The following is a 12927-nucleotide window of genomic DNA, read 5'->3' on the forward strand; positions in this document are numbered from 1 at the left end:
CCATAGAAAACCTGATAAGGAACTTAAAAATGTCTGAAGTCTATAAACCACAACGCACTGTTTCTGCTATTTTTCAAGAACAACAGCAAATTGATAGTGCAATCCGCCGTCTCATCGATCGCGGGATTCCCCAGGACCATATTTCTGTGATGGGGAAAAATTTTCAATCCAATACTCGCATCACCGGATTTATTACTAAAAAAGATGTGATTTTAGGAGGGCTCAGAAGCGGGGCGATCTTCGGGTCTCTGTTTGGTTCATTTTTGAGCTTACTCACCGGCGTGGGCGTGTTATTTATTCCCTTTCTCGGTCCCGTGGTAGCGGCTGGACCCCTCTCTGCGGTGTTATTAGGGGCAGCATCCGGGGCGATCGCCGGAAGTGCAGGCGCTGGATTAGTTTCCCTTTTCGTTGCCTTGGGAATGCCGGAAGAAAAAGCAGCCGTTTATCAAACTCGTTTAGAAGCTGGGGAATTTCTTGTTATGGCTGAGGTTCCTGAAGGAAAATCTGGCGAAATTCAACTGCTTCTCGAAAGTGCCGGAGGACAAGAAATTGCCATTAATACCATGACTTTACCTCGTCCTTGTGCTGGGTCCTGCAACAGTCCAGAAGATTTATCACCGGAAGTCCGCACCCATCTATCTCCGGATGCTCAAACCACTTTTATTCAACGATATAATGCGGTTCTCACCGAAACTGCCGATGCTATGAAAGCTGAACAAGCTGCATGGGAGACCATTCATCAAGAGTATGAAGAAGATGAAAATGGAGTGTGGTCTAAATCCAAGGTTACTGTCTAGGATATCACCACCGTTTTAATGATTCAATTTTTGCACAGTCGGTCTAATAATTGGCAATTTTTAGGCGAATCTATAGCGGAAACCCGAGGGGGTCGGGACCCTATCGCTTAGAAACCGGATTTCTTAAAAAAATCTGGGGCAATGAGTCATAAAACAGGGACAGGAATCCCGTTTCTTGTCCCTGTTTTATTCCGGGAACAACCTCGAAGGGCGCACTCTTGTGCGCCCTTCGTCATAGGCATTGCTGGAATTTAAGGCAGAGACTTTGTTAAATTTTTCTAATGAATTGAGAGAACTTTCGGTTTATATGATTCCATCAGATCAACCGAATATCATCAAGAGGAGAAAACCATGCAACAATATCGCTGTAATACTTGCGGCTATGTTTATAATCCCGAGGAGGGAGACCCGGAGTCGGGAATTTCCCCGGGAACGGCGTTTGAAGATATCCCCGAGGATTGGGTTTGTCCGGTGTGCGGGGTACATAAAGAGGATTTTGAACCCAGTGCAGAGTAAATAAAGAGAAACTTTTTCGGGTTCATGAAAAAACTTTTAATTACTGGATCGAGTGGATTTTTGGGCTGGAATCTCTGTCAGGTGGCTCAATTAGGCTGGGAGGTTTGGGGAACCTATTGTTCTCATGAAATAACTATTCCCGGTTGTCAGTTGATGCCGGTTGATTTAAGGGATTTTCACGCCTTAAAATCCCTTTTTGATGAAGTTCGTCCTGATGCAGTGATTCATGCAGCAGCTCAATCTCAGCCGAATGTTTGTCAAACCTATCCCCAGGAATCCTACAAGATTAATGTCACGGCTTCGAGTCATCTGGCGGGATTATGTGGAGATGCTGAAATTCCCTGTATTTTTACTTCTACGGATTTAGTCTTTGATGGGTTCAATCCGCCTTATTCTGAAACCGATGCCGTTTGTCCGGTGAGTCGGTATGGAGAACAAAAGGTGCAGGCGGAGATAGAAATGCGCGATCGCAATCCGCAAACGATTGTTTGTCGAATGCCGCTGATGTTTGGTGACGGCGGACCCGCTGCCCAGAGTTTCCTCCAGCCGATGTTACAAACCTTGCGATCAGGGCAAGAATTAGCCTTATTTACCGATGAATTTCGGACGCCGGTGAGCGGAAAAACTGCTGCCCAAGGGTTATTATTAGCCTTGGAACAGGATGAGAAGTTGCTGCATTTAGGAGGAAAAGAGCGAGTTTCGCGATATGGTTTTTTTGAGCAAGTGATTGAAGTATTGGAGGTTAACCAGGGGCAGATTAAACCTTGTCGGCAACAAGATGTAAAAATGTCCGCCCCCAGACCGCCAGATGTGTCTTTGGATAGTTCTAAAGCCTTTAGTTTGGGGTATAATCCGTTACCGCTGCGCTCCGAGTTGTTAGCGTTACGGGGACAGGTTTAATGAGTTTAATTGGGGGTAAGAGATTAAAACAAGAAACTGGGTTTTTGACCTTAATTTATTGCTAATTATCAGAAATTTGTGAAGAAACCCGCTTTCTGAACTGGGTAGAGGGCTAGAAACCGGGTTTTTGAACGGGGGTACTTCTCAAGGTTGGGTCTGCGGGAGTGAACCGCTGGAAAAAGAGGACAGTCTATGGGATAATAGAATTTTTTAATGGCAATGCAAGGATTTACGGTGGTGAACGATCGCCCAGTGAAGGTGGTTGTGATTGGTGGGGGTGCAGCAGGTTTTTTTGGGGCGATTAATTGCGCTCAAAACCATGCACAGACTGAAGTGACAATTTTAGAAGCGGGACGGCAACCCCTGGCGAAGGTGAAAATTTCCGGGGGGGGACGATGCAATGTGACTCACGCTTGCTTTGATCCTGAGATGTTGGTGACCCATTATCCCCGAGGGGGTAAAGCGCTGCGTGGGACATTTTCACGGTTTCAGGTGCAGGATACGGTGAACTGGTTTGAAAGTCGGGGGGTGAAGCTGAAAACTGAGGAAGATGGGCGGATGTTCCCCACCACGGATGATTCGGAAACCATTATCCACTGTTTGATGCAGCAGGTACGAGAATCAGGGGTGAGACTGCGGACTGGGGTTTCGGTGGTGGAGGTGCGTTGCCTGTCTCCCTCGGAAGGTGAGAGCGGCGGGGGATTTGAGATTGTCTTGAAGTCTGGGGAAACCTTGAGTTGCGATCGCCTGCTGTTGGCAACGGGTAGCAATCCCCAGGGGTATAAAATTGCCCAATCCCTGGGACATACAATAGAACAACCCGTTCCTTCCCTGTTTACCTTTAATGTCACTGACCCGCGCTTCCAGGATTTAGCGGGGGTTGCCGTGAAAATGGCGCGAGTCCAATTACGAGATGCTAAATTGACCCAAACCGGACCCCTTCTGATCACCCATTGGGGTCTGAGTGGTCCGGCGATTCTGAAACTTTCGGCATGGGGTGCCCGATATTTATATAACCACCAGTATCGGGCGACTTTAACGATTGATTGGTTACCGCAGTATAATCCGGAACTGTTGCGAGAACAGTTACAAGCGGTGAAATCACAGTTACCCAGAAAGGCAGTTGTGACGAGTTGTCCCTTTCCGATTCCTCGCCGCTTGTGGGAACGGTTGCTAGAAGCAGCGGGACTGGATAGCGAAACTCGATGGGCGGAAATTTCTAAAAAAGCTATCAATCAGGTTGTAGAAGAGATCACCCGAGGTAAGTATCAAATCACGGGCAAAGGGGTGTTTAAAGAGGAATTTGTCACCTGTGGCGGGGTTTCCCTGAAAGAGGTGAATTTTAAGACGATGGAGAGTCGTTGTTGTCCGGGGTTATATTTTGCGGGGGAAGTGCTTGATATTGATGGGGTGACGGGAGGGTTCAATTTTCAAAGTGCTTGGACGACTAGCTGGTTAGCAGCGCAGTCTTTGGGGAGTTGAACCACTGATTTCACTGATTTTCACGGAGGTTTTGGGGATGAGGGAACAGAAGGATATTTTTGTGTTTTTGGAGATTTTTTCCCGGGAGGGTGGGATTCAATCTTATGTGAAGGATATTTTGACGGTTTATGGGGATTGGGCGTCCTGTCAAGGGAGGGTGGCACAGGTGTTGTTGTTGCGGGATAGTCCGGATTGTGAGAATCTGTTGGAGGGGAATCCGGGGTTCCGATTTCAGTATTTTAAAACCTTGCCGCCGATGTGGGGACGGGCGAAGTTGGCTGGGGGGTTGGGGAAGCAGCTTGTTTTGCACCGTCCGAGGCGGGTGTTTTGTGGTCATATTAATTTGGTGCCGTTGGTACAAGTTCTCTGTCAACCGTTGGGGATTCCTTATACGGTTTTGACCTATGGGAAGGAGGTGTGGGAACCTTTGCCGGGGATGGCACAACGGGGATTACAACAGGCGAGTCGGTTATGGACGATTAGCCGATACAGTCGCGATCGCGCTTGTGAGGCGAATGGATTACAACCCAGTCGCTTTGAGTTACTGCCTTGTGCGGTGGATGAAAAGCAGTTTACCCCGGGTCCGAAACCGCCGGAGTTGCTTGAACGCTATGGGTTACAGGGCTGTAAGGTGTTGATGACAGTGGCGCGCCTGTGGTCTGGGGATATCTATAAGGGGGTAGATGTGACGATTCGGGCATTACCACAGATAGCACAAGCCCAGCCGGATGTCAAGTATTTGGTGATTGGTCGGGGGGATGATCAACCGAGGTTGCAGGGATTGGCGCAGGAGTTGGGGGTGAGCGATCGCGTGGTGTTTGCGGGGTTTGTCCCCACGGAGGAATTAGCCCGTCACTATCGGGTCGCCGATGCCTATATTATGCCCTCTCAGGAGGGATTTGGCATTGTTTACCTAGAGGCAATGGCTTGTGGAAAACCTGTGCTGTCTGGAGATGCCGATGGGTCAGCGGACCCGTTGCAGGATGGAAAACTGGGCTGGCAAGTGCCACATCGGGACCCCCAGGCGGTTGCGGCTGCCTGCATTGAAATGTTGCGAGGAGAGGACCGACGCTGTGATGGGGACTGGTTGCGCCAGGAAACGATATGGGGGTTTGGTACGGATGCCTTTACCCAGCGCGTCAAACAACTGATAGAGTTTAGTGATTAGGATAGAGGTATTGGCGATTTTCTGTGGGAGTCAATTGTGAATCAAAACAGTTACAAATCCTTGCTGCTGAACCTATCGGACCTGAGTCGATGGTTGATGCCGGTGTTTATCGTGTGGGTGTTGATTTCGATCGGGTTGGGATGGGTCGTGAAGTCGATTTTAATCTTAATCGTGGCAGTCACCCTGCTGCCGGTGATTGGGTTTTTTGGCTTGCGGTGGTGGTTGAGTCGGAACCTGATTGTGGATCAGTGTCCGGTGTGCAGTTATGAAGTCACGGGACTGAATCAGACCCAACTTCAATGTCCCAGTTGTGGGGAACCCCTGATGGGAGAAGGGGATCATTTCGTGCGGTTGACCCCCCCGGGGACCATTGACATTGATGCGATCGAGGTATCGGCTAAGGTGATCGAGGAATCGAAGTGAAGGGGGCGATGGGGGCTTACAACGGTAGGTTTTTTACGCTCATGGTGATTTGGTTTTTTATTAACTGCACCTCCGGTTCCCTCCCCTTGGCAAGGGGAGGGGACCGGAAGTGAGCTTAAATGGATGGAGTGGTGATAGCGTTTAGGGTGTCGCTTCCCATTGGGGTCCCGTTGGGGTGGTCCGCAACCGCCAAATGCCCAGTTGCGGTTCCTTAACTTCTAAGAATCCACCATTGAGGGGTTGCCGAACATAGGGACCCTCTAATACCGGCCAATTTTCCAGTTGACGGGGTTTCCCATTAATGGTGGCGATCGCGATCGCACCCTGGGGTTTGTAGGTCATGGTAAGTTCGTCCCCGGCAACACTTTTATACTCTAACCTCCCCTCAGTTTCCCAAGCGGCATCCCTCACTTCAGTTCGGTCCAAGGAGCGAATCAAACTATCAAAAGTGGGATACTCTGCAACCCTCGCCACATCGACGATCCAGGCTGTTTTACGGCCCTTGGCAGCTAAGGCTTGATAAGCCGCGTGTTTCTCATCAACCGGGATTTTTAAGGCAATGTCATCTCCCCAGACCCGGGCTACAACCCAAGTTTCTTGAATGCGCCAGATATACCAATTTTCATGTCTGCGGGGTTCTCCATACCCCATCGGTAAGACCAAGTGCGACTGCGCCGGGACTCCTGCCTTCAAGTCGGACTCAGTGAGAATTTGCTGATAAATGACCGCACTTCGTTCTTGCAGATATTGGTCCCCGGGGGTTTTTCCCGTTGCCATTGGCGAATGATAGGTTCCTCCCAGACTGACTACGGGATTATTCACCCCGTTAGGGTCGCGGATCACGAGTTTATAGGTGGCATACTGCGCCCGGATTGTACCTTCTACTTGATAGTCGCGAGAGCCTTCTAACAAAGTACCCACCGTATAATCAGGGGTGACGTAAAAGGTTTCCCAGAGGTGATTGTCAGCATGGTAGCTGTAATAGACTGGATGACTGGCTTGGACCGAGAACGGGAGGGGAACTTGCTTGAGAGCAAGGGCCCGTAAATGTTCCGGAGGACGATAGGAACTCAGACTCGGGGCCAGGGCCAGTCTAGCAAAATTGAGCTGCATTCCATCGGCGATCGCCTGATCATCCGTGCGATTCGGAGTTCCCCACCAGATCCAGGCTACCGCACTCAATCCATTATTCCAAGTATTGCGATCAAACCCGCGACTTTCCGCCCCGCCCGAGGTTCCCCAACTCAGGCGCAAAGCCATATTCGTGGCATACCAGTCCAATAAGGCAGTCGCCAGTTCGCGTAGTTCGGGAGTTTTCGCAAAATCATATAAATTTAGTAAGCCAGCGATGCTGTAGCCATAATAGATCGAGGAATGAAATTCGCCCTGACCAATTGTGAGAAACTTATCAAGCTGCGATCGCAACCAAGCCTCATTAGTTTCCGCCACATGGGGGAGTTCCACCGGAAACCCGCTGCCATCCATCAGGGCCAAACCCGATACCCGTTGCATAAACCCATGATTTTCCGTACCCCCTTCATTCCACTCCTCTACCCGAGGGCTGAGTAACATACTTTGGTAAGATGCCTTTACCGGGTCCGGGAGACCGTTGCGATGCAGGAAGAAAATGCGAACATCCAGCATACTGCGGAAATGATACAAGTCCGGGCGATCGCGCTCCAATTTGAGTAACATATCCCAATTAGGTTGGGCTGCGTAATCCTCCGGCAAACTCAGGCGGGCTAAAATAATAGGCAGCAAGTATTTATGAGGGTCGCCAATCTTGTTTCTGCGCCACCAGCGATCGCGTTCTTCGAGATTTTGACGGGCAATTCTTTGTCTGATTAATAAACTGCGCCGTTGAAATTGCACCTCAGTTTCATCTAAACTGGAATAGGGAGAAAGGCGTTGCGTCTGGGTGCTTCTTTCCCGCAGTTCTTCTTTTTGTGCGTTGGTCCATTGGTTGAGCTGTTCTCGGGATTCAATGGTAGGGTTTTTCGAGGGAAGAGTCGCGCAAGCATTCAGTGCGATCGCCAGACATAGATTAACGACCCAATAACGCATTTTAATTTTAAAATAAATGATCAACGAGGGACAAGTCTGTGCCTATTTTAAAGGGGAAAGGGTAGAGTTGGCTCAAATCACCCCATTTCCCGTTTTTCTGTGCAGGGGATGCCCAGAAAGCCGATTTCCTCCCCGATCATAAATGCCTTTCATGTTCTGCCCCTCGTAGATAGAACTGATGCCTAAGACCCGACTCGATTAAAACCCTCAGATCCACAGCACAGGGTTCCAAAAACCTTTGCTATAAAGCTTCCTGGACTCATGAGGTTTACCCGAGTGCCAGCTAGAAATATAACGAAGCTCGATGTAACTGTACCAGCCACAGGCCGTGGGCAACGCACTCCCAGAAGCCCGATGTGAAGCTAGAGGGCATCGCCAAGCACAGAACACTGCCAAAATGTACGTTTCATCCCAGTAGGCAGCCCTATAAACCCCGATTCCCGCAGAGAAGGGAAAAAAAGGATAGACTAATTTTTGACCCCAAAAACTCCAAACCCAGGGAAAAGGTCCCCCTCTAATCCCTAGAAAAACCCCTCAATTCAAACCCTAGTGACAGCCCATAATCTATGCCCACCCAACCTCAAAAGAAACCCTCAAAAAAGCGATCAAATTTAGGCAATCCAGCCCATTATATGGGATTTTTTAGCCGATCGCCGGATTTACTCTGTCTACTGGGGTTAGAGGGGAATTTTCAAGAGGTTAATCCCGCATGGGAACAAACCCTCGGTTTGACTCCAGAAGACCTGGTGAATCGCCCCTTTATTGTAGGGGTGCATCCAGAAGACCGAGAGCAAACTGCTGGGGAAATTGCCACTCTATCTGAGGAAATTGAGCGGGTGAGTTTTCAAAATCGCTATCTTCAGAAAGATGGCGCTTATCAGTGGGTTGAGTGGGAAATCAGCCAGTCCACAGAAGAGGGGGTGATGTATGGGTTGGGTCGAAAAATCCCAGACCCTCGCGATCGCCCCAACTTAGAACCGCCGCCAACCCCGCACAACCACCACAGCATCCAATCGCTACAAGAACGTCTGCGCCGGTATCAAGCGATCGCCTCCCTCTCCCCCATCGGCATCTTCCAAACCGATACCGAAGGAAAAGCCCTCTATGTCAATCAAAAATGGTGTGAAATTGCCGGACTCTCCCCCCAAGAAGCAAGGGGGTATGGATGGACCCGGGCGATTCATCCTGAAGATAGCTCCTTCGTCTTTGCTCAGTGGTCCCAATTCGTCCAAAACCCCGGGGAATTTCGCATGGAATGCCGAATGCTCCGTAAAGATGGGGTGGTCACCTGGGTCATGGTCCAAGCGGTGATCCAAATCGGAGACAGGGGAGAAATCACTGGGTTTGTGGGAGCCCTGGCCGATATCAGCGATCGCAAACAGATGGAAGAAGCCCTCAAACAGGCCAATGAAGACCTAGAAAGCCGAGTCGCCGATCGCACCGCTGAACTCCAAAAGGCGATCGCGCAGTTACAAGGAGAAATCACCTCCCGGACCCAGGCAGAGGCAGCCTTACAGAAAGAACGGGAATTCCTCAATGCCATGCTCAATAACCTCGCCGATGGCATAGTCGCTTGTGATGCCAACGGCATTTTAACCCTGTTCAATCGGGCCACGAAAGAGTTTCATGGATTGCCGGAATATCCCATCCCCCCGGAACAGTGGGCCGACCATTACAGTATCTATCGGCCCGACGGGACCCCGATGCCCTTTGAAGAGATTCCCCTGTTTCGCGCCCTTGGCGGCGAAACCGTTAAAAATGAAGAAATGGTGATCGCGCCGAAACATCAGAAACGCCGCACCCTCCTCGGCAGTGGTCAACCGATCATTGATGCTTCCGGGAACAAGCTAGGTGCCGTGATCGCCTTGCGGGACGTGACCGATCGCCAAGATGCCGAAGCAGCACTCCAGGAAAGCCAATCCCGCCTCAACAGCATCCTCAACTCCCTCGATGATATGGTCTGGTCCATTAATCCCCATACCTTCGAGCCGCTATTTTTGAACCCCGCCACCGAAACCCTCTACGGGCGTCCTCTCCAAGAGTTCTATGAAAATCCGCTGATTTGGCAAGAGATGGTTCACCCAGAAGATGGCCATCTGGTTGAGCGCTACAATGCAGAAGTGATGGAAACCGGCAGCAGCGAAGTTGAATATCGCATCATCCGCACCGATGGCAGCATTCGCACCATCCAAGCGCGGACTCGGCTGATTTATGATGCTAACGGTCAAGCGATCCGCATGGATGGAATTGTCACCGACATCACCGATCGCAAAGAAGCCGAAAAAGAACGGGAACGACTGATCACAATTTTGGAAGCAACCCCGGATTTCGTAGGGATTTCCGATGCAAAAGGAGGCGTTCTCTACCTCAACCAGACAGGGCGGCGCTTGGTGGGGTTAGCCGAAAGTGATGATATCACAACCCACCATATCTCAGAATTTATGCCACAATCCTGCCAGTCCTTCATCTTTAATGAAGCCTTGCCCACCGCAACCCAAGCCGGGGTTTGGAGCGGTGAAACCCTTTTTCTGGCTCATGATGGTCAGGAAATGCCGGTTTTACAGGTGATTATGAGCCATCGGTCCGAAAACGGCATCTTGGAATATTTTTCCACCATCATCCGGGATATCACCGATCGCAAACAAACGGAAGAAGCCCTGCGGCGTAACGCCTTGCAATTGGCTCAAGCTCAACAAGTGGCTCATATCGGGTCCTGGGAATTCGATTTGATCACCTATCACGTGGATTGGTCCGATGAACTCTTACGGATTTATCAGGTTGAGCAGCCCGAATTAGGACTAACGTATCAGGAATTTTTGCAACTGGTGCATCCCGAGGACCGTGAATCCCTCAAAACTTTGATTGAAGAGGCGATCGCCCAACAGCAACCTTATGAACGTAAACACCGAATGCTGTTTCCCGATGGTTCTATCAAATTTATCTCCTCCAAAGGCCAACCGATTTTTAACGACGAGGGTGAACTGATTAAACTCATCGGTACCGCCCATGATATCACCTCAAGTCAGACAGCCGAAGAAGCCCTGCGCCGCAGTGAAGAACTCTATCGGGCGATCGCCCGCAACTTCCCCAATGGTGGCATCTGTCTGTTTGATCAAGACTTGCGCTATACCTTGGTAGATGGACGGGAATTAGACGAAATCGGCTTTTCTAAAACCGAAATGGAAGGCAAAACCCTCTGGGAATTCTGGCCCCCGGAAACCGTTGCCATCTTAGAACCCATCTATCGAGCCGCCTTTGCTGGTGAGATAGCAGTCTTTGAACTACCCTTTCGCGAGAGAATTTATTTGGTCCACCTACTGCCGGTTACCCATACTAATGGGGAAATCTTTGCCGGAATGTTAGTCGCTCAAAATATCACCGCCCTCAAAGAGGCAGAAACTGCCCTCAAACAGCGAGAAGAATCCCTGCGCGGCATCCTAGATAATATGCCCGTGATGATGAATGCCTTCAATGCCGAGGGACTATTTGCCGCCTGGAACCGGGAATGTGAACGAGTCACCGGATATAGTGTCGATGAAATCGTCGGCAATCCCCAGGTGGTGGAAATGTTGTATCCCATTCCGGAAGAAAGAGCAGCGATGCTGACTGAAATGGTTGAATTAGACAATCATTACCGAAACTGGGAACTGGATCTCACGGCCAAAGATGGCACAATTAAAACCATTGCTTGGTCTAATATTTCTAAGCAATTTCCGATTTCCGGTTGGTCCGGCTGGGGGATTGGCGTCGATGTGAGCGATCGCAAACAAGCTGAAAAAGCCCTGCGCCAATCCGAAGCCGAATCCCGACAACTCGCCAATCGAGAATCCCTGATCAACCGGATTTCTAGTGATATTCGCAACTCCCTAGACGTGAATACTATCCTGGAAACAGTAGTTCAACAGCTATATCAGTTATTGGCACTGGATCGCTGTAGTTTTATATGGTATCGCTGCTGTAGTACCCCCCCTTTCTGGGAAATCGTCACGGAAGTAAAAAACCCTGAACTCCACAGTCGCATCGGGCGCTATCCCGTTCAGGGGACTCCCGTGGAAGTTAAAATTGCTAACACTGAACTGATTCAGTGCGATGAGTTGGGCGATGACTCCGATCCAGAGGTCCAATCCCTTTATACAGTGTGGGGGTATCGCGCCGTTGTCATTGTTAGCATTCAAACCGCTTCGGGAGATATCGGTTGCCTGGTTTGCGGAAGCCACTACCAAGCCCGAAATTGGAACGAATGGGAAGTAGAACTGTTGCAAGCCGTTGCCGAACGATTGGCGATCGCCCTGTACCAAGCTGACTTATACCGCCAAGCCCAAGATAGCGCCCGCGAAGCCCAAAAACAAGCCGAACAATTACAGAATACCTTAGAGGAGTTACAACAAACCCAATCCCAACTGATCCAGACGGAAAAAATGTCCAGTTTAGGCCAATTAGTCGCCGGAGTCGCCCACGAAATCAATAATCCGGTGAACTTTATTCACGGCAACCTCACTCACTTGAGCAACTATACAGATGATTTGTTGAGTATCATTAACCTGTATCAGGAAACCTATCCCACCCCCGAGGCAGAACTGCAAGAGGCAATTTCCGACCTAGAATTAGACTATATTACCGAAGATCTGCCTAAAATTCTCGCCTCGATGAGAATGGGCACCGATCGCATCCGCAAAATTGTCTTAAGTTTACGCAACTTCTCCCGCCTAGACGAAGCGGATATGAAAGCAGTAGACATCCATGAAGGGATAGAAAATACCCTATTAATTTTGCAAAATCGCTTCAAAACCAAAGGCGATCGCCATAGCATAGAACTCATCAAAGAGTATGGGGAATTGCCCTTAATTGAGTGTTATGCGTCTCAGATGAATCAAGTGCTGATGAACATTATTAACAATGCGATCGATGCCTTAGAAAGCCACCCATCAGAAACCTTGCCCACCATTCGGATTAGCACCGAAGTTCGAGGCGATCGGGCCATCATCCACATCGCCGACAACGGACCCGGCATGACTGAACAAATCAAAGCCCGCCTCTTTGACCCCTTCTTCACCACCAAACCCGTCGGCAAAGGCACCGGACTCGGATTAGCTATCAGCTATCAAATTGTCGTAGACAAACATAACGGTAGTTTAGACTGCATCACCGAACCGGGCAAAGGTAGCGAATTTATCATCGAAATCCCCATTGCCCAGAGGAAAAATTAACCTAATTTCATTGGCCCCGCAGCCTAAAGGCTGGGGCTACACAAACAGAGCCCCTCCTGCGCGGGCTAATCCATGAAATTTCGTTCAAACTATCAGTAGTTTTACCGGGTTTGTAGTAACGACTGAAGTCATTTCCTCCTGTTCGTAGTAACGAATTCAGTCGGTTCAGGCTTTTGTTCATAGGGACAGACAATTCACTCATTGCCTAGTCAGTTCCCAAATTCTTAGTAATATATGAGACCAAGCATTTTTAAAAATTACCTAATAAAAACTGGCCATGTCGTGCTAATATAGGGCTTGCTGAAAAGAAGCAAAAAGCTTACCGTACAAGGGTTGTAGGAGTATTGCTCGAACACAAAAGACAGGAAAA

8 protein-coding genes are annotated in these 12927 nt (G+C 49.5%); 7 read left to right on the forward strand and 1 reads right to left on the reverse strand.

The features are described 5' to 3' along the window. The first annotated feature begins 29 nt into the window (after window positions 1–29). From NG792_RS07470 to NG792_RS07495, 6 genes are all read left to right on the forward strand, one after another. Window positions 30–797, forward strand: a complete 768-nt coding sequence (locus NG792_RS07470) for a ChaB family protein (protein WP_261234986.1) — start codon at window positions 30–32, stop codon at window positions 795–797. Between the two features lie 351 nt (window positions 798–1148). Next, complete coding sequence (gene rd / locus NG792_RS07475) at window positions 1149–1313, forward strand: rubredoxin (RefSeq protein WP_261196732.1); 165 nt, start codon at window positions 1149–1151, stop codon at window positions 1311–1313. 24 nt (window positions 1314–1337) lie between these two features. Continuing rightward, complete coding sequence (locus tag NG792_RS07480) at window positions 1338–2213, forward strand: SDR family oxidoreductase (RefSeq protein WP_261234987.1); 876 nt, start codon at window positions 1338–1340, stop codon at window positions 2211–2213. Window positions 2214–2426: 213 nt separating this feature from the next. Then, window positions 2427–3695 carry a BaiN/RdsA family NAD(P)/FAD-dependent oxidoreductase gene (locus NG792_RS07485; RefSeq protein WP_261234988.1) on the forward strand — a complete coding sequence of 423 codons (1269 nt, stop codon included), beginning with the start codon at window positions 2427–2429 and terminating at the stop codon, window positions 3693–3695. Between the two features lie 37 nt (window positions 3696–3732). Then, window positions 3733–4863: a glycosyltransferase family 4 protein gene (locus tag NG792_RS07490; RefSeq protein ID WP_261234989.1), complete on the forward strand. Its 1131-nt coding sequence runs from the start codon at window positions 3733–3735 to the stop codon at window positions 4861–4863. 36 nt (window positions 4864–4899) lie between these two features. After that, window positions 4900–5286, forward strand: coding sequence for a hypothetical protein (locus tag NG792_RS07495; RefSeq protein ID WP_261196737.1), 387 nt, complete (start codon window positions 4900–4902; stop codon window positions 5284–5286). A gap of 141 nt (window positions 5287–5427) precedes the next feature. Here the strand turns inward: NG792_RS07495 and NG792_RS07500 are convergent, their stop codons facing one another. Further along, window positions 5428–7350 carry a hypothetical protein gene (locus tag NG792_RS07500; RefSeq protein ID WP_261234990.1) on the reverse strand — a complete coding sequence of 641 codons (1923 nt, stop codon included), beginning with the start codon at window positions 7348–7350 and terminating at the stop codon, window positions 5428–5430. A gap of 566 nt (window positions 7351–7916) precedes the next feature. On the opposite strand from NG792_RS07500, the gene NG792_RS07505 reads away from it, so the two are divergent. Further along, on the forward strand, window positions 7917–12557 hold the full coding sequence (locus NG792_RS07505) for a PAS domain S-box protein (protein ID WP_261234991.1): 4641 nt from the start codon (window positions 7917–7919) through the stop codon (window positions 12555–12557). Window positions 12558–12927: the final 370 nt, after the last annotated feature.

This window comes from Laspinema olomoucense D3b (assembly GCF_025370785.1).
GTDB lineage: Bacteria > Cyanobacteriota > Cyanobacteriia > Cyanobacteriales > Laspinemataceae > Laspinema > Laspinema olomoucense.